The organism is Oligosphaera ethanolica (assembly GCF_030814695.1).
Taxonomy (GTDB): domain Bacteria; phylum Verrucomicrobiota; class Lentisphaeria; order Oligosphaerales; family Oligosphaeraceae; genus Oligosphaera; species Oligosphaera ethanolica.
Genome location: NZ_JAUSVL010000001.1, coordinates 3,035,389 through 3,061,165 on the forward strand (window position 1 = coordinate 3,035,389; position 25,777 = coordinate 3,061,165).

The following is a 25,777-nucleotide window of genomic DNA, read 5'->3' on the forward strand; positions in this document are numbered from 1 at the left end:
GCTTGCTCCTTTGCTCATGCCTTGACGATAATATCTTTGATGGTTCCGCCCGGCGGGATCATGGGCAGCACCTTTTCGTCCTGGTCGATCACCGCTTCGATGAGGACCGGGCCTACGGCGGCGAAGGCGTCTTTGACGGCCTTGTCCAGCTGGTCGAGCTTGGTGACGCGGATGCCCTTGGCACCGAAGGCTTCGGCCAGTTTGACGTAGTCGGTGCGGCGTTCCAGGCTGGTGTTCGAGTAGCGCTTGTCAAAGAACAGGGTCTGCCACTGTCGCACCATGCCCAGCGTGTTGTTGTTCAGCAGCACAATCACCAGCGGCAGCTGGTTTGAGACCGCTGTGGCCATTTCGTTCATGTTCATGTGGAAGCTGCCGTCGCTGGTGAACAGCACGGTTTTCTTCTTGCCGCAGCCGATGCAGGCGCCCATGGTCGCGCCCATGCCGAAGCCCATGGTGCCCAGGCCACCCGAGGTGATGAAGCTGCGCGGTTTGGCGAAGTGGTAGTACTGCGCGGTCCACATCTGATGCTGGCCCACGTCGGTGCATACCACCGTGTCTTTTGGCGCGTGGCGATTCACAGCGTGAATGACCGTTTCGGGGTTCACGGTGTCACTGGGCATCTCCAGGCGGTTGTCCGGGCAGTTCTTGATGCTCTCGACTTCCTTATGCCAGTCCTTGCGGTTGCCGGCCGGCAGCTCGGACACCAGCTTCTTCAGCACGGCCTTGACGTCGCCGATGAGCGACACGAAGACCGGGATGTTCTTGCCGATTTCGGATGGGTCGATGTCGATGTGAATGACTTTCTTGCCTTTGATGAATTCGATTTTATTGCCGGTGGCGCGGTCGGAGAAGCGCGTGCCGATGGCGATGAGCAGGTCGGCTTTGGCCATGACCTGGCTGGCGGCGAATTTGCCGTGCATGCCGGTCATGCCCAGGAAGCGCGGGTTGTCATGGCTCACGGCGGACAGTCCCATCATGCTGCTGCCGATGGGCGAGTCGATCTTCTCGGCCAGCTCGATCAGTTCCTTGCTGGCGTTGGAGCAGACCGTGCCGCCGCCGGTGTAGATGTAGGGCCGCTGGCATTCGCTGATCAGCTTCATGGCCTCGGCAAAGGCCTCTTTGCCGTTGGTGCAGGTGCGAGTGACCGGTGTGACCTTTTTGGGCTCGTAGTCGCAGTCGGCCTGTTGGATGTCTTTGGGGATATCCACCAGCACGGGGCCGGGGCGGCCGCTGCGGGCAATGGTGAAGGCCTCGCGCAGCACGTCGGCCAGGCGGGACGCGTCTTTCACGATGTAATTGTGTTTGGTGATCGGCATGGTCACGCCCGTGATGTCCACTTCCTGGAAGCTGTCTTTGCCGATGGCCGCGCAGGCCACGTTGCCGGTGATGGCTACCACCGGGGACGAGTCCAAATAGGCGTTGGCAATGCCGGTGACCAGGTTGGTCGCGCCTGGTCCCGAGGTCGCAATGACGACACCGACTTTGCCAGTAACCCGTGCATATGCGTCAGCTGCATGAGAAGCGCCCTGCTCATGACAGGTGGTGTAGTGATGGATTCGGTCACTGTGCTTGTACAGTTCGTCGTAGATGTTCAGAACTGTACCGCCAGGATAACCGAAGACGGAGTCCACACCCTCTTCAATGAGGATGCGGATGACCATTTCTGCGCCTTTGATTTTCATGGGGCCTCCTGGGACGGTTTCGTTTTCTTCGTTTCTGGTTACAAAAAAACCCCCGGCGGGTTCCGCCGAGGGTTTTCTTAATTTCTTCTGCTTATCGCATTGAACTAAGTCGGTTCCGGCAAAACCCCAAGAGCGCTAACGCCCAGAAGGACGATAACGCTAAGAATAATGACGATAATGAGGTTTGCTAAGCTGATAAACACGATAAGACCTGTAAGGTTGACAAGGGACTGTAAATTGTTCTAGTCCGTGGAAACAGCGTTACACTACAGCGCAGTAAATGCCTTGTCAACGCGTTTGACTGAAAAAACCTTTGTATTGTGTATTTTTTTGCTTTACAAAACCGAACAGTCGTCTGCGTGGGACAATCTTGGCGCCCGGCCTATAGCAGAAGGCGGTTATATCCGCAGATTACGCAGATTACCGCAGATTTTTTTTGGGGGGGGGCGGCCTGTCTTGCCGCTGCGCGGCAATTCAGGCCGCCGAGAGGAAGGCGCGAAAGTTCTGTGGCCCACGGCTTGCCGTGGGCATTTTGTGCCTCACGCGAAGGCGCGAAGGCGCGAAGATGAATACTTTTTCATCCGCGAATTCTGTAGCAGCACGGCATGCCGTGCTGCTACGCATGCCGTGCTGCTACGCGAATCTGAGCAGGTACGGGGTGGTTGCGCGGAGGGTCGTGGCGATACGGACGCGGTTGTTGTCGTCCTGTTGCCACTGCAGGTCCTGCCATTGACCGTCGGGGGTGAGGGTCTGGATGCCTGTGGGCGTGGTCATCAGGTCGAGAGGCAGATCGTCGAGTTCATCGCGGCCGAGGTTAATGATGGAGAAATACAGCTGACCGTCGGCGGCAAAGGCCTTGGTGAAGAGCTCGTAGGTCCCTGGGTAGCTGACGGGCTGCGGGCCGATGCTGGCGAGGAGCTCCAGCAGGAGTTTTTTGCGCGATTGGGAGAAGAAGGCGAAGTCGCCGAACGTCACGCCGGTGCGGGCGGAGCCGGCGAGGGCGACGATGGTGCCGCCGAGTTCGTTGCGGAAGCGCGTGGTGCCAGGGGCGATGGGCGTACAGTCGTCGCTGGCGCTGCTGACGCTGTTGACCAGCGTGGTGATGACTTCGACGCGGTCATTGAGGGGACGGAGCTGCCTCAGGGTGTCGCCGGGCAGGGCGCGGAGGCGGTCCTGCCCGAGGAGTTCCCAAGTGGCCTTGATGTCTGGGAAGGGGCCGGCGGTCACGCCGGTGTAGCGGGCGAAGCCGCGGCGGTCGAGGGCCTCGGCGGCTTCGCCGTCGATGAGCATGCCGGCACGGAGGAAGGCCTGCAGCTCGTCGTCGCTGAATTGCGGCACTTGTGGGCCGGCGAGGAGGACGGGCAGGCCGGCGGGGTCACGGGTGAAATTGCAGGGAATGCCCATGCGTCCGAAGGGATGGACAAAGCACTGGTAGCTGCCCAGGCTCTGGCCGGCGTAGATGCATTCCTGCTGTTGCACCGCCGTGCCGGGCAGGGGGATGGCCGTGCCGACGAAGCGGAGCTGTTTGCGCAGCCGTTCCAGCTCGTGATAGAAGCCCTGGTACTGAGCGAGGATTTTGCGGTATGCGTCGCCGCTTTCGGGCTCCCAACTGCGCAGGCCGGTGATCCAGAATTTCGAGCCGTTGCAGCCTTCGAGGATGGACCCCGCCATGTGGCAGTTGAGCATGGTGGCCGGCGTGCTGTACTGATTGTGGGGGCAGGTGTCGGGCTCGGAGAGAATTTCCTCCACGCCTTGGAGGACGGCGATGCTGCAGGCGGTGTGGAACATCCGTTGTGGGAACTGCCGCGTGGAATCCTGGTTGTAGTAGCCGTTGTTGATGCGAACGATGGCGGGGTGGTTTGGGCCTGCCAGGGCGCGTGCCTGGCGTTCAGCGTATTTGATGTCGCTGCCGCAGGCGCAAAAACTGCCGGGGACGCTGGGATCGACGCTGTCGATGGCTTCGCGGATGATCGCGGCCAGTTCGGTGATGGTGTCGGCGCAGAAGGACTCGTAACGCAAGGACAGGTCCTTGTCCTGCTTGATGGCGGCGATGAGGCCCTCCTTGTCGTAGGCCAGGCCATTTTCGGCGTTGAAGCGGGCGATATGGGCGGGGCAGAAACAGCCATCGCGGCCGGTGAAGAGGCGGAAGTCGTCATCGACCATGATGAATGCGGGCTGGAGGCGCATGGCGTCTTGGACGCTTTTGCGGATGTAGTCGCGGAAGTGCTGGTCCAAGGGGCAGATGATGCGGGTGAGGGTTTCCTTGTTGGCGGCGTTGGCCATTTTCTGCATGCTGTCGGGCGGGCTGTCTTGTACCCAGCCATGGCCCATGGTGGACTGCAGCAAGATGCCGGCGGGGATGGCTGGGTTGATGGCGCGGAGTGTGTCGCACATGGCGCGGAATTTTGGTGCGAAGATGGCGATCTTGTCCACCGGCGGGCTGCCTTCGGGATTGATTTTGAACATGAAGGCCGCTTCGCTGATGATGCCCTGGCGGAACATGCGGTCGAGGTCTTGACAGACCTCGTCTTTTTGCTCGGGAAACAAGGGCGTAATGTTCATGAAACGCATGAGGGAGCTCCTGGGATGGGATGGAACGGATGAACGATGGCGACGCGTCGTGGCCGGGGGGCGAAGCCCTCGTGGTGGCGTGGCCGCTTAGTTATTATCAAGGGCGATGATTTTCAGCACGTGTTCGCGCATGGCGTCATGGCCGCCCTTGCCGAAGAGATTGAAGATGTAGAACGGCGTTTCGGGCTGATAGTTTTCACCGGGCGCCAGGGTTGCGGTGACCTTGCGGAAGGAATCAGGATGGAGGGCGCCATCGTTCTTGGAGATCCAGAAGCGGCTGCCGACGTCCTGGCGGTAATGGCCGGCGGCGGCGGCGGCGTAGCGCTGGCCCTGGTCTTCCAGCCAGCCGCTGAAGCGCTCGCGGTTCCAGAGATTGGGGACGGTCTGGGTGGGCAGTGCCAGCGCATTGAAAGCCGGGAAAAGGCGGAAGTGCATACCGCGGAGGTCCAGCGGCCGGGCGTTGTCGGTATTGCCGGCGGCGATGATTTCGGAGAGGAACCAGTCGCAGTCCGGCAGTAGGATGATGCGGTAGTCCATGGTGAAAGGCCGGCTGTCTTCGGCGAGTTCTTTGGCCGGGCCTTCCTTGCGGGTTTTGACGGTGATGAGCATCATGTCGGCATTGGTGCTGATGGTGACGTCCTCGATGGCGGTGGTGTCAGCCCAGACCTGCCGGGAAGCGTCGTGCAGGTAGTGCAGCATGGTGCCGAAGCGGCCCATGGGCTGGCCGTCGAGAGCGACGTCCAGGAAGGGCTGGTTGGCCAAGCGGCTGATGCTGAGGCGGCCGTTGCTGACGCTGAAGCTCTTGTCCGCGGACAGCTGCTGGCGGAACTGCGGGTGCGGCGCGCCCCCGGCCATAGCCGGCAGGCCTTGGGCGTAACGGCGATAGACGGTGCCGCGGCTGACGTCCGGCAGGGGCTTGGGTTGCGGTACTGGCGCCAGGCGTAGTGCGCGGGCATCGCGATGGAGGGCCGTGAAAGTCGCCACGAGCTCCTCGTAGGGCTCATTGTTGGCGCGGACCAGCCCGTAGTTGGTATTTTCTGGATGGGTGGCGCGGACGCCTTCTGCCGGTTCGTCGACCCACATGAAGTAGACATAGCCGAGCATGAAGGGCATGGCCAGGAGCGTGCGGGCGTAGAGGTCGCTGGCCATGCTGCGTTCGGTCTGGGTGCGGAAACGCTGGCCAGCACCGTGGGTGCAGGGCAGGCCGCTGTCCAGCGCGGGGAAGGACCATTCGGTGATGATGACCGGCTTTTGGGTCCAGTCGTACACCGCCTGGAAGGCGTCGCTGAGTAGTTCTGGCTGATGGAAGCCGGCGTAGGCGGCTTCCTCGTCAAGATCGACCTTGCCGTACATATTCCAGGTCAGGCAGTCGTTGTATTTGCCGGCGGCGCGCCAGACGACCTCGTGGGAGCTGCGGATGCCGGCGGTGCGGCAGCCCATGAGCATGTGGTTCTTGTCCACTTTGCGGAAAGCATCACGGGCGCAGCGGAAGTAGCGTTCGGCGATGATGGCGAGGAAGTCGGTCTTGAGCTGCGTCTGCTCGGGGGTGTTTTCCGGTAGGGCGTCCAGCTTGAGAATGTCATTAAAATCTTTGACGTTCTGCTGCCATTGCTTGTTGAAGACGACGATGTCGTCGAAGGATTTTTGGCGGAGGAAGTCACGCAGGGCCATTTTGGCGCTGTGGCGGGCGTTTTTGCGCATGACGGCATCAAAGAGGCCGCTGTGGGGCTTACCGCGGCCCCACCATGCCAGTTCGTTGTCGAGGTAGTAGCCAATGAGCCACGGGTTGTTGAGATTTTGTCGGCAAGCCAGTTCGGCGCGGTAATCGCACCATTGCTGGAAGCGGGGGTGGAAGACGTTGGGGAACGCCGAGCAGGGGCGGCCTTCGTAGGGGGTGATATCGAACTCGTCGCCAAGCGCAGCCATGTTGCCGCCGATGGAGATGTAGGCCGTGTGGGGCATGCCGCGCATGAAGAGCTCGCGCGAGCCGCCGCCGACGGTGTTGAAGCCCCAGGCCTTGAGGCGGTCGAGCGTCTGGTCGCTCCATTCCTGGCGGCTGGCGAAGGCCTTTTTGTTGTGTTCCGCGTAAGGGAAGCAGCCGCGGCTTTCGCATTCCGGGCCCTCGTAGGTCACTGTGCCGCAGCCGAGGATGACGAAGCCGCGTCCCAGTGGGTCGATCAGCCACCAGCGGCCATCGCTATTTTGCCAGGGGTAGAAGAAACCCGTCGCGGGCTGCGTGATGTCCGCAATGAAACTGTCGCTGGCGTAGGGCGGAAAAGCCTGAGTGGCTTCGGCGACAACGGGTTCGGGTAGGGCCTTGCCCCACTGCGCCTTGATGTCGCGGTACTGGCCGCTGATGCTCAGGCCGCGGAGGGCCGGCCGCGCTGCAATGGGTTTTTCGCCATTGCGGTAGCGGACTTTGCGGAGGAAGCACTGCTGACCGTCGAGGGTGTGGACGCTGGCGCTGACGATGTCGCCGGCCAGTTCGAGGCGCAGGCGGTAGGGCGTGTCGTACTGCCAGTCGTAGTCGCGGCCGCTTGCTTCCAGTTCGTGGACGTTGTTGGCGTAGGTCCAGTGGCCTTGGTAGTTTTGGTGCATCTCAATGTGGTGCTTGCGGGCCGGCTGCGGCGATTCCGAGAGGGCGACATGCCAGAAATGGTTCGGCGAGGCGTAGAGCGCAATGCCGATGACGCCCCAGTCCTTGCCCGTGGCGAGATTGCCCTTTGGCGTGACCACGGCTTCGATCACACAGTGATCGGATATGGGCGCCTCAGTATAGGGCAGCAAGCCGCAGTTGTGGGGGTTGCTGATGCTGTCCCGAGCAAATTCCCAGTTCAGGAGGGGATTTGCCCGGGATTCCCAGCGCTCGGGAGTAAGAACCAGCGGCTGTAACTGCGCAAAAGTCAGCAACGGCAGCACGAATGACAGAAGACACAGGCATTTTCTTTTCATGGTGGGTGCCTCTTGTGGTGATGGTGATCAATGACGGCTCGGAACCCGCAGCGTTCAATGTAATCGCCAAAAACAATCAGCGCAGCATGGGCACGTGGGAAAAATTCACAGCCGGAGCCGCGGGGGGATATTCTGTCTTTTGTCGCGGACTGATCGGACTGATCGGACGGATCGGACTGATCACGTCGTCGGATCGGTCGATCGGTCGGATCGGTCGGATCTTCTGTCTTTTGTCGCGGACGGATTGGACTGATCGGACTGATCAAGTCGTCGGATCGGCCGATCGGTCGGATCAGTCCAATGCTCTTAACTAAACGATTTCCCTGGCGCCAGTTGTTTCAACCAAAACAGCCTTTTGTCATCGCGGCATTTCATCGCCGCGAAGCGGCAGAAGCGCTGAAAGCGCGAAATATGATAGCCCAGGGCAAGCACGCTGAAAGCGTGCGCCGCCCTGGGTAAAGCGCCAACTAAGGCCGAGGAACTCATTGACTGCTGCAGTATTGCGCGCTGCGACCCGTCGTCGAAGGTCTTTTAGGGCGCCCCTACAGAAAAAGCGTCGACTGCCGGCGGCGGGTTATTCGGTAGCGTTTACGCTGAGGGCGATGGACTTGAGTTGCACGGGCACTTCTTTGCGGACGGAGCGGTTTTTGAAGCGCGGCTTGACTTTGAAGGATAGTTTGAGCATGCCGTTGGTGAAGGGGCCAGGTGGCACAGTGAAGGCAACGTCATGGGCGGTGCCGTTTTTATTGCTGACGCTTTGCTTGTGGATGACGTCGTTGCCGGCTTTGACGGTGAGTACCATCTGGCCGGTGGCGGGAATTGCCGTTTGCAGGCGCAGGGTCATACCGGCGGTGTTGTCGGGGAGGTGAATACCCAGCCAGGAATCGCCATGGAGTCGGAGGCCTTGGCCGTCGAGTCGGCAGTCATTGGAATAGTCGACTTGCGGGACTGGCTGCATGAGGCCGAATTCAGCGGTGACGCCGGGCATGAGATCGATGCGGTCAAGCGTGGGGTGACGGCGATGGAGGGTGAAGGCGCCGTTTTTGAGCCAGATGTAGCGCGGCAGGCAGAGCGTCTCAACGGCGTCGGTGGCAGGGATGGCGTAGTCGCCAGCTTCGTCGCTCTGCGGGCCGATGACCTCGGCGGGGGTCTTCACCCGCTGGAAAAGCTGGTAGATGCCATTGGGCGCCTCGGGCGGGAAAACGATGTGATAATACTCGCTGCGGGCGCTCGGGTCCACCAGCAGTTCTGGGCTCGACCAGCGGGCATCGGTGTCGGCGAAGTTCTGGAAGATGAAGTGCACGATGGCCTGGTTGTAGGCCATGTGCTCTTTTTTGGCCAGGAAGAACTGGCCGTCGCGAATGACGAAGTTGTTTTGCAGGGCGGCATAGGGCTTTGTCGGTGCCGGATCGCGCTGTGAAGTCCATTCCTTGACGGGCCAGATCACGGGCGGCGGCAGTTCGCGCGTGCCGCTGCTGGGCACGGGCTCGCGGCTAAACAGCGACTCGTCGGCTGGTGCCAGGCCGAGCTCGGCGCGAACGGTATGATTGATGTCAGTGATGGTGCAGGGAACGGCGTTGTAGCTCAGCGTCGGGCCCTTGGCGCCGGGGCGTTTGATGAGGGTGGCGACTTCCGGCGTGTAGCGCTCGGAATGATCGCCGGTGATGATCAGCAACGACTGGTCGTAGAGCCCGAACTCCTGGAGTTTTTCCAAGAGAAATTCCAGGATAAGCATGGAGCCGCGCAGCTGTCGGATGCGAGATGTTTCCAGGTTTGGTTCAAGATATTCGTCAGTGGCGATGGGGACGTGGGGGCCTTGCAGGTGGATGTACTTGAACACTTTCGGGTCTTCGCCCACGCGCGCTTCGGCTTGTATGCGGCGGTAGATGGCGCTGTCATGGGAATCGAAGACTCGGCCCATGGTGTATTCGCCCGGAGTGACAAAACGGTCGGTGACGCTGAAGTAGGCATTGCCCAGCAGCGGTTGCAGAAAATAAGGGGTGGTAGTGGCCATCCACACGTCCAGGAGGGTCCGGCGGGACTGACTGTGGGAGCTGAGCCGAACGGCGTTGTCCAGCAAGGCCGGGTCATAGGAGATAGTCTGCAGCACGTAGGGATAGCCCTCACAACGATAGCCGGCCTTTTTTAGTGCCACAAAGAGCGACGTGTCGGCAGAAAAAGCCTGTTTCAGGTAGCGTGAGTGCTTGTCGTCGAGGTCGCGGCCATTTTCCGGCGGGTATTCCATGCCGGTGAGCATGGCCGGCACTGCAAATTGCGTGCTGGGAATGGGGCTGGTCATGCGGTCAAAACAGACAAAGTCCTTGAAGAGCTCACTGAGCTCCTCATATTCATTCACGGTTTCCTTGAACAGCTGCTCGCCGAGGCAGTCGACGACCACGACGATGACGTTGTCCTGGCTGCCAAAGGCGAATTTCTGCCCTTCGCCGACGGTGTATTCAAAATGCTGTGATGCCGACTGCGGCCTCATCAGTGCGGGGCTGATCAGCGGTACCAACTGCGTGCAGATCGCCGCGCCGGCGATGCGCCAGGCGTTCAGAGAGACCCACTGGCGGAAGCGCCAGGCCACAACCAGTGGCAGCACCATGACCAGCGCTTCCAGAACAACCGCGTTGAGCATATTTGGATCAAAGGACGAGATCAGGGTGTCATTGCGGCCGAGCAAGTAGGTATGCAAGGGCATACGCAGCCACAGGGAAAAACTCGCGCCGATGATCAGCGCGTTGGTCAGGACAAACGCCGAGGAGCGGCGAATGAGCCGCTGGCAGCTGTAAAGCAACAGGCATATCACCAAGGCAATCAGCGCCAGGGAGGCAAACAAGGGCCCGGCGCGGAACGTGAACTCGGCCGTGTTGCGGCCGTAAAGCACCGCCGCCGGCAGGACCAGCGTCATGGCCAGCAGCAGGCTGGCAGAGAGGGCCGAGAGATCACGGGAGGAAAGATGACGCATGGCGCTCCTGGGGTGGTTTATTCGTCGGTGGATTGGCTGTCGTTTATCGCGGACGGATCGGACGGATCGGCTGTCTTTTTTGTCGCGGACGGATCGGACGGATCGGCTGTCTTTTTTGTCGCGGACGGATCGGACTGATCCGTCCGATTGATCGGTCCGATCGGTCCGATCAGTCCGATCCGTCCGATGATTATTTCTTCAAGAAGATGATGCTTCGTTTTGACTCCACGATATTTTCGACGTGGCATTGGCTGAAGGACTGTGCGAAGGCCTGGCAGACCTGTTCGAGCGTCCAGTCGGGGCAGATATCTGGCCGCGAGCGGAGGAGTCGTTGGACCTGTCCGTCGTCTTTGGGGACGAATTCGACGATGGCGCTGTCGGCGCACTGTGCGAAGAGCCTGACGATGTGGGCGAGGGACCAGTTGCTGCCGATGCGCAGGTGGTGGATGAGTGCGAGGCCCATGGCCAGGTCGCCGCGACAGCGCTCCAGGAAGGGCTGGCGCTCGGTGTTGAAGAGGCCCAGGCCGGGCGTGGGATTGTCCAGGTTCTGCACCAGTGGGTAGATGCGGCTGTCGGCTTGGCCACGGATGGAGCGGTAGAGACCGGCGACGGCGCCGTGATCCATGTCGGCGGCAACCACTAGGGCTGCGTGTTCGGCGGCCACGCGGGAGAACTCGCCGTTGTTGGCGCCCAGGTCGATGACGCGGGCTGTGGCGGCGAGTTCGCCGCAGGCCTTGGCGACCAGCCGGTGCTTGTCCGCAAAGGCCTGGTCGTTGTAGTTGGTGTCGTGATAGTAGTCATGCCAGGCGCTTTGCGGCAATGGCGAGCGCATGGCGCTGACGCCGGCGCGGAGGTTTGCCAGCATGGCGCGGAGGCTGTTAATGGACATGGTCGCGCTTTTGCCGCCGCTTTTGCGCGTACTGTCGGCGAAACGCCGTTGCATTTTGGCGTGGAGATGGATGTGTATGAGCAAGCTTGGCCGCAGCCAGCTGGACCAGGGCAGGAGTTGTGAAGCGAGGTCCAGGGGCAGGCCGTCGAGAAAGCAGCGCGAGATCATGCCGAGGAGGGCGTCGTTGCGGCTGATGACGGCCAGCGGCGCGAGGAAGTGCTCGCAGAACTGCCGATAGGCGGGCCATGGCCGGCCAGCGACATAGCGGGTGAACGAGCCGTGGTCGAGGAAGACCGGCCGGCCGCCGCGCCAAGCGACATTGAAGGCGCTGGCATCCTTGAGCATCATGCCCTTGGCCAGCGCGGCGAGCATGACGTCAATGGTGAGCGTGGCTGCGTCCTGCAGCTGTTCGAAGCACCACTCGTAGGGGTAGCTGATCCAGGGCAGCGGCGACAGCTTGAGGCGCATGGCGCCGTCGGGCATGGCGCCGTCGGTGCTGAAGGGCACGAGTTGACCGCCGGCGCTGAGTTCGTCGGCCAGACCGGACTGTCGCAGCAGCTCCATGTCATCCCGGCCGACCGCGGTGACGCTGCGGTAGGGCAAGCCGTTGAGCCAGAAGACATGGCCGCCGGGATCGCGAAATGAGCCGGGGTCTTGTCGGAACTCAGTCATCTTTGTGATCCTGCGGCTTGCGGAAGAGGCCCAGCACCCAGTTTTTGATGCGACTGTAGAAAAAGGCAAGGGCGAAAAGCCCAGCCAGTGCGCCCTGCAGGATCATGCTGCCAACGCCGGGGTCGATATAAGCCAGAATAAATCCACACATGGCAGTCCTCCGTATGTTCGTAGTTGGCGTCGTTATCCCCTCAGACCATGTTCGTTACGTGGCAAAACACATCCTGCGGCCATCACTTGGGGGCGCTGCGCTGCTCACTGCATATAACTGGCAATGTGCCGGCATTATTTCAGCCATTGGGCGAATAATTTTGGCTACACTCTTGTCAAAGTGGCAGACGCTCCCGGTCGCAGCGTTTTGTCCCGTTGTCGGGGCCGGGGTGGTTCCGGCGAGTTATATTATACGCACGTTGAGTCACTCAACGCAACCCCCAGACACATGAAAGCGAGGCCCATGAAGCTGCACCCCCTGATTGTTGACGCCTACAAAGTCCTGGCGGGGGAAGAGATGACACGGGAGGAAACACTGGCGCTGGCGGTGGAGATCGCCGGCGAGGACATCATGGACCTGCTGGCGCTGGCCAACAAGGTCCGCAAGAAATATGCCGGTCCCATTGAGGCCTGTTCCATCCTCAATGTCAAGTCCGGCCGCTGCAGCCAGAACTGTCGCTTTTGCGCGCAGAGCGGGCATTACGACACCGGCGTGGACACCTACGAGTTGCTGTCACCGGAACAGGTTGTGGCCGCTGCCCGGAAGGTCTATGACGCCGGCATCCGGCGCTTCGGCTATGTCACCAGCGGCTGCGGTTACACGGTGGCCGATGACGAATTTCGGCAGATACTGGCCACGCTCGATCGCCTGCATGACGAATTTCCGGATATGCAAATCTGCGTGTCCATTGGCATACTCAGCGAGGAGACCGCGCGGTTGCTGGCGGAGCACCACGTGTACCGTTACAACATGAACCTGCAGACCAGCCCAGCGCGTTACCGCGAGCTGATTGCCGATACGCACGCCATTGACGACAAGATAGCGACCATCCGCGCCCTGCAGAAGGCCGGGGTGACCAACTGCACCGGCGGCATTTTCGGCTTGGGCGAGAGCTGGGCCGACCGCGTGGACATGGCTTTCGCCATCAAGGACCTCGACGTGGAGGGCATTCCTTTGAATGTCCTTTTGCCCATCAAGGGCACGCCGCTGGCGGATCGGCCGATCCTGGCGCCCGTGGAGGTCGCCAAGGCTTTCGCGCTGTTCCGCCTGGTCAATCCGACCAAGACGATCAAATTTGCCGCCGGCCGCGAAACGACCATGAAGGACTTCCAGGGCCTGCTGATGCTCGCTGGTGCCAATGGCATGATCACCGGCGGCTACCTGACGACTCGCGGTCGCAGCGTCGACGACGACGCGGCCTTCATCCGGCACCTCAACGAGTTTTGACAGCATGCAGCCCTTTCTTGATGACATCCGCGCCGATCTCGCCGCGCTCAAAAGCGGCGGCAACTATCGCGCCTTGCGGGAAATCGCTCCTGAAGGCGACGGCCGTAGCCGCTACGATGGTCGCGTGCTCTGCAATCTTTCCAGCAACGACTACCTTGGTCTGGCTGGCGATGCCGAGCTGCGCGAGGATTTCTACCGGCAGTACAATGGCGACTGGCGGACGCCGGAGCTGGCGCTGTCCAGCGCCTCCAGTCGGCTGCTCACCGGCAACACGCCGGCATATGCGCGGCTGGAAACGGCGCTGAGCGAGCTCTACGGCGGCCGCGCCGCGCTGGTCTTCAACAGCGGCTACCACGCCAATATCGGCATTCTGCCAGCGCTGGCGAAGGCCGGCGACTTGGTCATTTCGGACAAACTCAATCACGCCAGCATCATTGACGGTCTCCGTATCTGCGGCGCGGAATTTCTCCGTTATCCGCATGTGGACCTCGATCGCTTGGAAGCCACGCTGGCGTCCCGGCGCCATGAGTACAAGCGGGTATTTGTGGTGACCGAGTCCATCTTCAGCATGGACGGCGACACCGTGGACCTGCGGCGGCTGGTGGCGCTCAAGGAACGCTACGACTGCGCGCTGGTGGTGGACGAAGCGCACGCCGTCGGTGTGCGGGGCCCCAAGGGCGCGGGCCTCTGCGCGGAGCAGGGCGTCGCCGAGCGTGTGGACGTGCTGATCGGCACCTTCGGCAAGGCGCTGGGATCCACCGGCGCTTACGCCATCATGGCGCCTGAGCTACGCGAGTACCTCATCAATCACATGCGCTCGTTGATTTTCACCACCGGTTTGCCGCCTGTGGTGCTAAATTGGAGCTGTTTCGCCCTCCAGCGCAGCGCGGCGATGGACCGCGAACGCGCCGAGCTCACGCGCCTCGGCGCAATGCTGCGCGGCTGGCTGTGCGAGGCCGGTCGGGACGTGCCCGGCGACACGCAGATCGTGCCCTACGTCATCGGCGAAGCCGCCGCCGCACTTGCCGCCGCGCAGCGTTTTCTGGAGCGCGGCTTCATTGTGTTCGCCATTCGACCGCCGACCGTGCCCAAGGGGACATCGCGGCTGCGTTTTTCGCTGAGCGCGGCTTTGCGGGCTGACGACCTCGCGCCAATCCGGGAACTGCTATGAAAACCACCTTTCTGCATCAGCATGGCCGCGAGCGGCTCCTGATTTTTTTCAATGGCTGGGGCATGGACAACGCGCTGTTCCAGCACTGGCGCGCTGACGCTTGCGACGTGCTCTGCGCTTGGGATTACCGAGAGCTCACGCCTCTGCCGGCTGTGGCCGGCTACCGCGATATTCGCCTGGTTGCCTGGTCGCTCGGCGTCTGGGCTGCCGCAGTCACGCCCATGCCGCGCTTGCAGCACGCCACGGCGGTCAATGGCACTCTCCAGCCCATCGACCAGCACAGCGGCATCCGCGCCGACGTCTTCCAGGGCACCATCGACAACTGGCTTGATGATCAAGCCCGCGAGCGCTTCCGCCAACGCGTCGCCGGCACGGCAGCAGCAAGTGCGACACCGCCGGCGACCGTCGCGGCGACCGCGGCTTCACCTTTTCCCCCGGGCCGCCTGCCATTGGATCAGCGTGACGAGCTGCTGGCCCTGCAGCAGAATATCACCAGCCTGCCCGTACCGGCGACTATCTACGACTGCGCGCTGATTGGCGGGCGCGACCGTATCTTCCCGCCATCGGCGCAGCGGCGATTCTGGTTGACGACCGCTGTGCGCATCCTCGAATGGCCCGACGCGCCACACTATCCCTTTGCGGCAATTCAGTCCTGGGAGGAGCTCTGGCATCTTGAATGAGGTGGACAAAATTCGGGTACAGGCGCACTTCAGTCGCAGTCTGAGCACCTACCGCCAGGCCGCGCAGGTGCAATCGGCCATGGCTGACGCGCTCATGGCCGCGCTTGCCGAAGTCACGCCCCGCCGGGACTTTCCCCGTATCCTCGAACTGGGCTGCGGCGACGGCCTGCTCAGCACCCGCATCGAAGAACAACTGCGCTATCAGCAGCTGACTTTGGTGGACATCGTGCCGGCCTGCGCAGCCTACCATAGTCAGCGCCGTAACGCGTCGTTTTTGGCTGGCGACATGGAAGATATGGCGCTGCCCGCTGCCGACCTGGTCATGGCCGGCGCCGCGTTGCAGTGGGCCCGCGATCTGCCCGCGCTGCTGCGCCGCATCGGCAGCGCTCTTGCGCCCGACGGCATGCTCGCTTTCAGCTCCTTCGGGCCAGAAAATCTCCGCGAGATCAAAGCCCTGACGGGGCGGTCGCTGGCTTATCTGAGCATGAGCGAACTGATCACCATGCTGGAAATGGCCAACTTCGCGGTACTATGCGCGCGGGAGCAGCATAGCGTCATGACGTTTTCCACACCGCTGGCCGTGCTGCGGCACCTTCGCGAAACCGGCGTCAATGGCGTCAGGGCAGAACGGCCGTGGACGCGGCAGGCCCTGCGGAATTTCACGGAGCGTTATCAGGAACAGTTCAGCCTGGCCGACGGCCAGTTGCCGTTGACCTACCACCCGCTGTGGATCGTGGCGCAAAAACGCCGCGCGGACGGCGGTGGCTGTGCAGCGGCAGTAGTTGCGCGAGGACCGATGTGGCCGTGTCCCTAAAAGGAGATCATCCAAAAAGGATTGCCAAGCAATAATTGCCTGTCATAAGTATGTTTTCAATCTTTCTTTTCCCCAAAATAACCATGACTGCTGCGAAATCAGCAAAGAAAGCCCAGTTCATAACATCAGATGCTGACGCACAGCGTCTTGCGGCAAACGCGAAGCGATTGCCGCAAAGCGCTGTGCCGAAAAGGGATAGGTGGGGGAGCGCGAGGGGGAGGAAAGGGCCAATGGCCCTTTCCTCCCCCTCGCAAAACACAGCAAAACTTTTCGGCCAGCGTCGCCCCAGGCGGTAAGGAGTCATGCGGATGAGCGTCTTTTTTATTAGCGGCATTGACACTGATATCGGCAAGACCGTCGCCGTCGGCGCCATGGCGCGCTATTTGCTGTCGCAAGGGCGGCGGGTGATCACCGTCAAGATGATCCAGACGGGCAACGAGGGTTTTTCCGAAGACCTGCAGAAGCACCGCGCCATGATGGGCGTGGGGCTTTTGCCTGAGGATCGCGAGGGCCTGACCGCGCCACAGATACTGCCTTTCCCGGCGTCGCCGCACCTCGCTGCGAAACTGGCGGGTCGGCCAGTGGACCTCGCCGCCATCAGCAGCGCGGTCGCGACTCTCGCCCAGCGCTACGAGGTGGTGCTCGTTGAGGGCGCCGGCGGCCTGGCAGTGCCCCTGACGGAGGACGTCCTGACGGTGGATTTTGCCGCCGGCCAGCATTGGCCGATGATCCTGGTGAGCTCGGGACGCCTGGGCAGTCTCAACCACAGTATCCAGGCGATGGAGATGGCCGCCGCGCGCAAACTCAACATCGTCGGCACGGTCTACAACTGGTGTCCGCAAGGCGATCCGACCATCTGCGCGGACTCGCGCCGCATGATCGGCGTCTTCCTCGGCCGCTACGGACACCGGCAGGTCGTCGTCGATCTGCCAGAAATTCGTGGCGGCGGCGATGGTGTGGCGTCGGTGGTCGATTTTTCACCCATATTTGGAGCATGTGATGATGGCGACTGACATTGAACGGCTGCTGGCTTTCGACCGGCAGCACTTGTGGCATCCTTACGCGTCAATGACGCAGCCGCCGCCGGCGAATCTGGTTGCGTCGGCGTTGGGCACGCGCATACGGTTGCAGGACGGCACGGAGCTGATTGACGCGGTTTCGAGCTGGTGGTGCATGGTGCACGGCCACAATCCGCCGGCGGTCATCGCAGCCATCCAGGAGCAGGCCGCGCAGTTCGCGCAGGTGATGTTTGCGGGTTTCACCCACCGGCCAGCCATCGAGCTGGCCGAGGCACTGCTGGCGGTCTGCCCGCCGTCGCTCAACCGCGTGTTCTATGCCGACACCGGCTCCATCGCGGTGGAATGCGCGCTCAAGATGGCCGCGCAGTACCAGGTCGCCAAGGGCCGGCCCAAGCGCTGCCGCATGGCGACCATCCGCGGCGGCTACCACGGCGATACCACCGGCGCCATGGCCGTCAGCGAACCAGCAGGTATGCACGAGATTTTCCACGGCATCATGGTTCAGCATCTCTTCGCACCACAACCCCACTGCGAATTCGACCAGCCATGGCGAGACGACGACTTCGCGCCCATGGCCGAGCTGCTCCGTAAGCACCGCGATGAACTCGCCGCCGTGATCGTCGAGCCGATCTTCCAGGGCGGCAACGCCATGCGCTTCTATCACCCCGAGTACCTGCGCCAACTCCGCGAGCTATGCTCGGAATTGGACATACTGCTCATCCTCGACGAAATCGCCACCGGCTTCGGCCGCACTGGGAAATTTTTTGCTCAGGAGCACGCGGGGATTGTACCGGACATCATGTGCGTCAGCAAGGCCCTGACTGGCGGCACCATCGCGTTAAGCGCGGTGTTGTGCAGCGGCGAGGTCGCCGACGGCATTTCTTCGGGCACGCCTGGTCAGTTCATGCACGGCCCGACCTACATGGCCAGTCCGTTGGCCTGCGCGGCGGGCTGCGCGGCGCTGCGGCTGTTCAAGAGCTACGACTGGGCGGCGAACGTGCGCGCCATGGACGTGCAGTTGCGGCGTGAGCTGGCGCCCTGCCGTGAACTGGCCAACGTCAAAGCCGTGCGGGTGCTGGGCGCGACGGGCGTGCTGGAGCTGGCCAAGCTGCCGAGTTACGAGCGCGTACAGGAGGTGGTGATGGCCACCGGCGTGTGGATTCGCCCCTTCGATCACTGGCTCTACACCATGCCGCCATTCATCACGACGCCGGCCGAAATCAGTCGCATCACCGCCGCCATGCGCATGGCGGCAGAATAAGGCCCCTCTGGGAAGGAGTTCGCTATGAACCAAGCAGGCACGATTAGCCCCGCCGGCGGTGTGGACGCCGCGCATGTCCTCGACCGCATTCCCTTCACGATCGATGTCGCCAGCATCGCCCGTCGCGTGCATTTGCCCGGCACGCCCGAGGATAATCCTGAGGACTGGCGCGATCTGGCAGCGCTGGTGGCGCGTTTTCAGGCCATCGGCCGACCAAAGGCCCTGTTGCGCCTGGCGGCAGTGACCAGCCACGACGCCAACGGCGTCGGCATCGACGGCCAGCATTATTTTGCCAGCAGCACGCTGGCCCAGCGCTTGGTTGATCAGCACCGCGTGTGGCTGTTCTGTGCGACGTGCGGGCAGGAGGTCGCGCCGCTGGCCGAGGGACTCGATGTCTTTCAGCAGCTGTGGTTCGAGGAACTCAAGATGGCCCTGCTGACAGCGGCTAGCCAAGCCGTGCAGGACACGATCAAGCGCGCCTATGCCGTCAAGCGCCTGGCCAGCATGGCGCCGGGCTCCGGCGATGCCCAGCTTTGGCCCATCCAGGAGCTCCAGACGCTCTTTGCGGCACTCGCCGGCCAGGCACAGACGGCGCTCGGCGTGGAACTGACGGACTCCATGCTGATGCTGCCGAACAAAACCGTCGCCGGTGTGTATTTTGCCTCCGATGCGGCCTTCGCGACCTGCGAACTCTGTCACCGCGACGGCTGCCCCAACCGCCGCCAGCCTTTCAACCAGGATCTGTGGGCGAAGACCTTCCCCGGCCAGTGATCAATGTGCTCCGAGGGTGCTACAGTATGCACTTTTACGGAGCAGGGACGGCACCGTTTTTTATGGCGCTGACGACCTCGTCAACATGAAATCACATCAAGGAGTGTAGCGATGAAACTTGCGAATCAGGTGGCCATTGTCACGGGCGGCGGCGGCGCCATCGGCCGGGCAATTGGTCGGCAACTGGCGGAAGAGGGCGCCACGGTCGTGCTCTTCGATCTCTTCAAGGACGGCGCCGAGCAGGCCGCCGCTGAAATCAACGCGCTCGGCAAGGGCCGCGCCGTGCCCTGCGTGGCCAATGTCAGCGTCTATGCGGACACGTGCGCGGCGGTGGACAAGGTCGTGCAGGACTTCGGCCGCATTGATATCTTGGTCAACTGCGCCGGCGGCAGCGCCCGCGACAAGATGAGGGTGTACCACGAACAAACCATGGAGGTCGTCAACTGGATGCTCGGCGCCAATCTCTTCGGGCCCCTGCACTGCATCCACGCGGTGTCGAAGCACATGGTCAAGGCCAAGAGTGGCCGCATCATCAACATCACCTCGATCGTCGCTCTCAATGGCAAGCCGGCCTGCACGGAATACGCCGCCGCCAAAGGCGCTATCATCGCGGCGAGCAAGTGCCTGGCGATGGAACTCGGACCCCACAACATCACCGTAAACTGCGTGGCGCCGGGCCTCGTTGAACGCAGGGAACTCACCCCGCAGCTGGAAGCAAACCTGGCTTACCGTCATTCCTGCGTCAACCGCGCTTGCCGGCAGGACGACATCGCCAACATGGTGCGATTCCTCGCATTGCCCGAAAGCGACTACATCACCGGCCAGAATATCGCCGTCGACGGCGGCAGAAGCCTCGGCCTCAAAGGCGACGATGTCCGCAAAATACCCGATCTGTGATCGGACCACGATGTCAGGTGAACCACGAATGCACACGAAGTGACACGAATAAGAAAAAACAGATCAATGGGCCCCGTGGCGGACAGCTGTCCGCCCCGGGGCCCAGATTTTCTCCGTCTTCATTGGTGCTCTTTGGTGTTCATTGGTGGTTTTGTTATGCGGTGCCCCGATCGGGTTGAAAATGTGTCAAGTGGCATTAGTTTTGTTTTGTGCGCCCCGCTCGGGGCGAATTTTGCCAATTTCGAACAGGATCAATCATGACTAGTGAACCATGTGACATGGCGCAGGTAGCGGCTATGGTCAAGGCCGAGCGCAAGGCTCAAGGGGTAACGCAAGTGCAGCTAGCCCAGCTGGCTAACGTCGGCGTGCGTTTTGTGCGTGACATTGAAGACGCGAAGGCGTCCGTGCATTTCGACAAGCTGCTGCGCGTGCTCCATACTCTCGGCGTGACCCTGGCGCTCTCAGGCAGACCCGGAGACTGACATGAACTGCTTGCATGTATATTTGCACGGGCATAAAACGGGTGCCCTGCTGTCACAGGGTGGTGCTTTGTCGTTTCAGTACGATCCGGACTACCTGCGTTTAGCGACTGCAGCGCCACTTTCTTTTTCCCTGCCGCTGCGAGTCCAGCCTTATACGGGACCAACGACAGAAGCTTTTTTCAAGAATCTCCTGCCTCCTGACAATGTTCGCAAGCGCTTGGGTAAAATCCTGCATTTATCCCGGCATAACATCTTTGGTTTTCTTCAGGCCATTGGTGGCGATTGTGCTGGCGCGGTGGCCTTTTATCCACTGGATCAGCCTGGCGGTGGGCAGTCAGCGCCTGCTTATCGGCCACTCTCTGAAGAGGAGTCGGTGCGGATTTTGGGTGAACTGCCGCTGCGTCCGCTCAACCTGGGTGTTGATGCGGGCTTTCGTATTTCTGGCGCAGGGGCGCAGGACAAGTTGATTGCCTGTGTGTCGGCTGGGCGGATATCCCTGCCCTTATATGGGACCCCATCGACGCATATCCTCAAACCGGCGGTTGCGGCCTATCCCGACAGTGTTTACAATGAATATTTCTGCATGTCCTTGGCCAGGCGGGCCAAGTTGCCGGTTGCGGCCTCTGCGATACTGACGCTTGCCGGCGGTCATTACTACTGCACTGATCGTTATGACCGTTGCCATGAGCAAGGGCGCTCCTACCGCCTGCATCAAGAGGATTTTTGCCAAATTTGTGGCGTCGATCCAGAAAACAAATATGAAAGCGAAGGCGGGCCGGGCATTAAGCAGTGCCTGCAGATGATCCGCGACATGCGGCTGGGGGCGGCGGCACAATTGACTTTTTTCCGTAGCGTCATTTTCAACTACTTGATTGGCAATGGCGACGCACACGCCAAAAATTTTTCCGTGTTGTACCGCGGTGCAGGCATGTCCTTGGCTCCACTCTATGATCTGCTGAGTACGCGTGTTTATCCGGCCTTGTCGGCGGAGAGTGCTATGAAGATTGGCGGCGAGGCGGTCTTCAATAAAATTAGTCGCGAGCATTTTGCACGCATGGCAGATGAGTGCGATGTCCGCCCGCAGGTCGTACTGGATTTACTTGACGCGTTGGTAGCGATCTTGCCCCAGCTGGCACAAGCGCTGGCGGTTGAACTAAGTCGCGACTATCCATCTACCATCTACGCGAAAATCATCGCAGTGATTGCGGAGCAGGTCAGTCGCGTTGCGCTTGCGAGATGATGCGCCTGTGTCGCCATCGTCCCGATCGGGTTGTTTTTTTTGAACCACGAATGCACACGAAGTGACACGAAGAAGAAAATAAAGCAGAAAAAACGTGGGCCCCGGTGCGGACAGTTGTCCGCACCGGGGCCCAGATTTTATACTGTATTTATCTCGTGTCAATTGGTGTTCATTGGTGGTTCTGTGTTTGCCGGGTCAGTTTCCGGCCATCATGGCGGCGACGTCTGCGGCGACATCGCCGGTGGCCTTGATGTCGAAGTTTTCGACGAGGACTTTGGCGACGCCGGGGGAGACGAATGCGGGCAGTGTTGGTCCGAGGCGGATGCCCTTGAAGCCGAGAGCCAGCAGCGCGAGGAGTACAGCGACGGCCTTCTGTTCATACCAGGCCAGATCGAAGGACAGCGGCAGCTTGTTGACGTCATCGAGGCCGAAGACTTCCTTGAGCTTGAGGGCGATAACGACTAGCGAGTAAGAGTCGTTGCATTGGCCGGCGTCGAGGACGCGCGGGATGCCGCCGATATCGCCGAGCTGGAGTTTGTTGTAACGGTACTTGGCGCAGCCGGCGGTGAGGATGACGGTATCTTTCGGCAGGGCTTCGGCGACGTCGGTGAAGTACTGGCGGGTCTTGTGGCGGCCATCGCAGCCAGCCATGACTACGAAGCGCTTGATGGCGCCGGATTTAACGGCGGCAACGACTTTGTCCGCCAGGGCCAGCACCTGATTGTGGGCGAAACCGCCGACGATGGCGCCGTTTTCAATGGCAGTGGGTGCCGGGCAGGTCTTGGCCAGAGCGATGATCGCGGAGAAGTCCTTCGCCTGACCGGGCTTGCGGTCGGCGATGTGCTTGACGCCGGGATAGCCGGCCAGGCCGGTGGTGAAGATGCGGTTCTTGTAGCTGTCCTGAACCGGCGTGATGCAGTTGGTGGTCATGAGAATCGGGCCATTGAAGGACGCGAACTCAGTGTTCTGCTTGTACCACGCATTGCCGTAGTTGCCATAGAGATGGGCGTACTTTTTGAACTCGGGGTAGTAGTGCGCGGGCAGCATCTCGCCGTGGGTGTAGATGTCGATGCCGGCGTCTTTGCTTTGTTCCAGCAGCTCCTTGAAATCCAGCAGATCGTGACCGGAAACCAGGATGCCCGGGCGGGTGCCGACGCCGATCTTGACCGAGGTGATTTCGGGATTGCCATAGGCGCCGGTGTTTGCCTTGTCCAGCAACGCCATGGTGGTGACGGCGATGTTGCCGCATTCGAGATTCAGCCCGACCAGTTCATTGGCGTCTTCGCTCTTGGCGGCGCCGGCAAGTGCCTTGAACATGAATTTGTAGATGGCGATGTCTTCCTGACCGAGAATGGCCGCGTGGTCGGCATAGGCGGCGACGCCCTTGAGGCCGTAGGTCAAAAGTTCGCGCAGGGAACGCACGTCTTCGTTGGCGGTGGCGAGCACGCCAAGCGGCGCATCGGCAGTCTTGCCGCCGATGAGGGCGTCGGTCTTGGCGATCTGGGCGTTGATGCGGTCGTTGTCGAAGTTCGCGTTGGTGATGGTCATGAACAGCGATTCGGCGACGAAGCGGCCGAGCTCCATGGTCGCCTCGTGGGTGAGTGCCAGCACCTTCAGGCGCTGCACCAGCTTGTCCTGGAGATTGGCGGTGTCGGCTTTTTTGCCGCACATACCCTGGATGTCGCAACCCGTATTCCGGCAGGCTTCCTGGCATTGAAAACAGAACATACTCATAGTGATAATCCTTTCCTAAGTTGAATTCAACCCTTTACTTCGCCGTCGGTGCTGACGACTTGTACCTTTATGTCATGCCGAACTCCGGCAACTTCACAGGCTTTCTCGACAATCATCGTCGTGCCGCCGCAACATGGCACTTCCATGCGCAGGACCGTCACGCTCTTGATCGTATGGCGGCGGAAGATCTCCGCCAGTTTTTCGATGTACGCATCCGTGCTCTGATCGAGCTTCGGGCAGAAGATGACCAAGATTTTGCCGTCAAGGGCCTTGCGATGAAAATCGCCATAAGCGTATGCTACGCAGTCCGCCGCAATCAGCAAATCGGCGTCATCGAAATACGTTGCATTTGGATTGAGCAAATGCAACTGCACCGGCCATTGCCGCAGCGTTGACGGCTGCTCGCCGGCAGAAGTCTGCGCGGCGCTGGGCGCTTTGGCGGCGGCGGGCTTGCGATCGAGGAATTTGGCCAGACTGCTTGGGCAGCCACAGGCCATCTTGCCGTCGCCGCACTCGCCGGGCACGGCAATGCCTTGATCCTGCAAGTACGCGACGGCGATGTCGTAGAGCTTGTTTTCGCCGTGTGATTTCAGGTGCGCCAAGTGCGCCTTGATGGTGTTCTCGCCCTGTTTGACGATGTTTACCATCACCCTGCGCTCATCGTAGGGCTCGGCTTCGCGCTCAATGACGCTGATCGCGCCCAGTGGGCACTCGCCGATACAGGCGCCCAGGCCGTCACAGAACAGATCGCTGATCAGGCGCGCTTTGCCGTCGATGAGCTGCAGAGCGCCCTCGGGGCAGTTCGGTATGCAGGCTCCGCAGCCATTGCACTTCTTGTCGTCGATGTGGATGATTTTTCGTGTTGCCTTCATCGTCAGGTCCTTTCCTATCTCAGTGTCTTGCTCAATGCGTCAATCAGTTCACGCCCCTTGCTGGCCAAATCAAAGCCGTATCCCGACATGCCCCACTGCTTGATCAACAGTCGCACTGGCCCCATGATTAGCCGCAACATAATGTCCGGCGAAATGTCCGCGCGCACTTCACCGGCCTCGCGCGCATCCAAGAGCATCGCCCGCAGCCGGCCCATGTGCTTGTGCATCATCCCCAGCATCTGCGCCGACAACTCCGCGTCATTCATGAAGATCTCTTCCGCAAACATCACCTGCGCTAACGAAGGCTTGGCAGCAACCAGCCGAAAACGGCTCTCGACAAAGGCCATCACGCCTGCCAAACCGTCCTTCTCCCGATCAGCCGCCGTAATCTCGTTATCGGCCGCTTCATCAAAACTGGCAATCATCGCCTGCACGATCTCAAACTTGTTCGCAAAATGACGGTAGATCGCTGGCTCCGTCACGCCTAAGCGCGCCGACAAATTCTTGATCGTCAAATTCTGGATGCCGCCAACCGCAATCAACTCAATCGCGTGGTCGATGATCTCACCCTGACGTTTGCTCCGACAGTCCGGCATTGCTCAATTATTCCTTTGTCTTGCCTCATACGGTGGCGTTGTCGCCGTGTTAGTTGTTATTCACTAACACATAAAATGCCACAAAAAACGGGGTTGTCAAACGATTTGCTTAAAAAAGATGGACGAGGTGTATTTGGTCGGTAACCACCCCGGTGGGGAAAACACCGGGGACAATTTGCAGGAAACCCACGGCCATTCGCCGCCCCGCCATGACATATGGGTAGCTAACCAGGCAGCGGGTTTCATAGGAGCAATGCTCTTCACATAGCATGCGGCAATCGCCGGCGATGAGTTGATTAGTAACCATGCACAAGATCATTCGCCGAGGTTTTGAGCACCGAAGGTGCGCCCTAAGATAGCCCAGGGCAAGCGCCCGCAGGGCGCGTCGCCCTGGGTAAGGTGCCCCAACCCAAAAGAGCCCTGAAAGGGCGGCCTAAAAGACCTGCGACGAAGGGTCACAGCGCAAAATTGCCGCAGCAATCAATGAGTTCCATTGCCTCTTTGGCTCCAGTCAGCTTCGCCGACTGAAGCCAAAGAGGCTGAGGAACACGGACCAATATGGCGCGCTACCCAGGGCGGCGCGCGCCTTCGGCGCCGCTTGCCCTGGGCTATCTTAGGCCGCGCTTTCAGCGCTTCTGCCGCTTCGCGGCGGAAATGCACGACGAGAAAAGGCTGCTTGGTTGAAACAACAAGTGCCAAGGATACCGTTAAATGAGGAGCATCGGTTTCATAGGAGTGATTGAGAATAGCCGGCTGCCAGTGCTGCCTCTTGACTGGCGGGACACTGGGCGTTTTTTGGGACACCATGGACGCTATGGACACCGCCGGTCAGTCCACGGCGTCCAAGCAGTCCACAACCGGTCCCCGGTGTCCAAGGCGTCCTTCTCCATGGTCCAGAAAGTCCTCACGGTCCAATCCATGGGACCATGCCTCATGAGTCCGTGAGTCCTCGCCCCAGTGCGCGCAGTCGTCAAGTGGTCCCCATGGTCCCAGTCGTCCTCTGAGGCAGGCCATTATCAATCGCTGACCGGTTACGGATGGACAGGATGGACAGGATGGACAGGATGG

The 25,777-nt window shown here is 60.9% G+C and carries 20 protein-coding genes; 10 read left to right on the top strand and 10 right to left on the bottom strand.

Features of this window, described 5'->3' with window-relative positions; all coding sequences use genetic code 11:
- Positions 1-14: 14 nt before the first annotated feature.
- The 6 genes from ilvB to J3R75_RS10515 form a co-directional block, all read right to left on the bottom strand.
- Entirely contained in the window at positions 15-1,682 is a 1,668-nt protein-coding gene (ilvB, locus tag J3R75_RS10490) for a biosynthetic-type acetolactate synthase large subunit (protein ID WP_307261475.1), read from the bottom strand.
- A 633-nt stretch (positions 1,683-2,315) separates the two neighbouring features.
- Positions 2,316-4,253, bottom strand: a complete 1,938-nt coding sequence (locus tag J3R75_RS10495) for a hypothetical protein (protein ID WP_307261476.1) — start codon at positions 4,251-4,253, stop codon at positions 2,316-2,318.
- Positions 4,254-4,340: 87 nt separating this feature from the next.
- On the bottom strand, positions 4,341-7,205 hold the full coding sequence (locus J3R75_RS10500) for a hypothetical protein (protein ID WP_307261477.1): 2,865 nt from the start codon (positions 7,203-7,205) through the stop codon (positions 4,341-4,343).
- Positions 7,206-7,779: 574 nt separating this feature from the next.
- Complete coding sequence (locus tag J3R75_RS10505; RefSeq protein ID WP_307261478.1) at positions 7,780-10,173, bottom strand: sulfatase-like hydrolase/transferase; 2,394 nt, start codon at positions 10,171-10,173, stop codon at positions 7,780-7,782.
- A 190-nt stretch (positions 10,174-10,363) separates the two neighbouring features.
- The gene (locus J3R75_RS10510; protein WP_307261479.1) at positions 10,364-11,734 is read right to left on the bottom strand and encodes a class I SAM-dependent methyltransferase; all 1,371 of its coding nucleotides are present in this window, start codon (positions 11,732-11,734) and stop codon (positions 10,364-10,366) included.
- Positions 11,727-11,885, bottom strand: a complete 159-nt coding sequence (locus J3R75_RS10515; protein ID WP_307261480.1) for a hypothetical protein — start codon at positions 11,883-11,885, stop codon at positions 11,727-11,729. The genes J3R75_RS10510 and J3R75_RS10515 overlap by 8 nt, the downstream gene beginning before the upstream one ends.
- Positions 11,886-12,188: 303 nt before the next feature.
- Here J3R75_RS10515 and bioB point away from each other — a divergent pair, with 303 nt between their 5' ends.
- The 10 genes from bioB (at position 12,189) to J3R75_RS10565 (ending at position 21,507) form a co-directional block, all read left to right on the top strand.
- Positions 12,189-13,172, top strand: a complete 984-nt coding sequence (gene bioB, locus J3R75_RS10520) for a biotin synthase BioB (RefSeq protein ID WP_307261481.1) — start codon at positions 12,189-12,191, stop codon at positions 13,170-13,172.
- A 4-nt stretch (positions 13,173-13,176) separates the two neighbouring features.
- Complete coding sequence (locus J3R75_RS10525; protein WP_307261482.1) at positions 13,177-14,343, top strand: aminotransferase class I/II-fold pyridoxal phosphate-dependent enzyme; 1,167 nt, start codon at positions 13,177-13,179, stop codon at positions 14,341-14,343.
- Positions 14,340-15,023, top strand: a complete 684-nt coding sequence (locus tag J3R75_RS10530) for a pimeloyl-ACP methyl esterase BioG family protein (protein ID WP_307261483.1) — start codon at positions 14,340-14,342, stop codon at positions 15,021-15,023. Before J3R75_RS10525 ends, J3R75_RS10530 begins: the two co-directional genes overlap by 4 nt.
- A 1-nt stretch (position 15,024) precedes the next feature.
- Entirely contained in the window at positions 15,025-15,837 is an 813-nt protein-coding gene (gene bioC, locus J3R75_RS10535) for a malonyl-ACP O-methyltransferase BioC (protein ID WP_307265523.1), read from the top strand.
- Between the two features lie 308 nt (positions 15,838-16,145).
- Positions 16,146-16,850: a dethiobiotin synthase gene (gene bioD, locus J3R75_RS10540; protein WP_307261484.1), complete on the top strand. Its 705-nt coding sequence runs from the start codon at positions 16,146-16,148 to the stop codon at positions 16,848-16,850.
- On the top strand, positions 16,837-18,117 hold the full coding sequence (bioA, locus tag J3R75_RS10545) for an adenosylmethionine--8-amino-7-oxononanoate transaminase (protein ID WP_307261485.1): 1,281 nt from the start codon (positions 16,837-16,839) through the stop codon (positions 18,115-18,117). The genes bioD and bioA overlap by 14 nt, the downstream gene beginning before the upstream one ends.
- 24 nt (positions 18,118-18,141) lie before the next feature.
- Entirely contained in the window at positions 18,142-18,888 is a 747-nt protein-coding gene (locus J3R75_RS10550) for a vitamin B12 dependent-methionine synthase activation domain-containing protein (RefSeq protein ID WP_307261486.1), read from the top strand.
- 111 nt (positions 18,889-18,999) lie between these two features.
- Positions 19,000-19,785 carry an SDR family NAD(P)-dependent oxidoreductase gene (locus tag J3R75_RS10555; RefSeq protein WP_307261487.1) on the top strand — a complete coding sequence of 262 codons (786 nt, stop codon included), beginning with the start codon at positions 19,000-19,002 and terminating at the stop codon, positions 19,783-19,785.
- 257 nt (positions 19,786-20,042) lie between these two features.
- Complete coding sequence (locus J3R75_RS10560) at positions 20,043-20,267, top strand: helix-turn-helix transcriptional regulator (protein ID WP_307261488.1); 225 nt, start codon at positions 20,043-20,045, stop codon at positions 20,265-20,267.
- A gap of 1 nt (position 20,268) precedes the next feature.
- Positions 20,269-21,507: a type II toxin-antitoxin system HipA family toxin gene (locus tag J3R75_RS10565; RefSeq protein WP_307261489.1), complete on the top strand. Its 1,239-nt coding sequence runs from the start codon at positions 20,269-20,271 to the stop codon at positions 21,505-21,507.
- Positions 21,508-21,702: 195 nt separating this feature from the next.
- Here the strand turns inward: J3R75_RS10565 and hcp are convergent, their stop codons facing one another.
- From hcp to J3R75_RS10585, 4 genes are all read right to left on the bottom strand, one after another.
- Positions 21,703-23,235, bottom strand: coding sequence for a hydroxylamine reductase (gene hcp / locus J3R75_RS10570; RefSeq protein ID WP_370882394.1), 1,533 nt, complete (start codon positions 23,233-23,235; stop codon positions 21,703-21,705).
- 32 nt (positions 23,236-23,267) lie between these two features.
- Positions 23,268-24,113, bottom strand: a complete 846-nt coding sequence (locus tag J3R75_RS10575; protein ID WP_307261491.1) for an ATP-binding protein — start codon at positions 24,111-24,113, stop codon at positions 23,268-23,270.
- Positions 24,114-24,127: 14 nt separating this feature from the next.
- Positions 24,128-24,709: a TetR/AcrR family transcriptional regulator gene (locus tag J3R75_RS10580; protein ID WP_307261492.1), complete on the bottom strand. Its 582-nt coding sequence runs from the start codon at positions 24,707-24,709 to the stop codon at positions 24,128-24,130.
- A 109-nt stretch (positions 24,710-24,818) separates the two neighbouring features.
- A complete protein-coding gene (locus tag J3R75_RS10585; RefSeq protein ID WP_307261493.1) occupies positions 24,819-25,016 on the bottom strand; it encodes a hypothetical protein in 198 nt (65 codons plus the stop codon).
- Positions 25,017-25,777 lie beyond the last annotated feature (761 nt).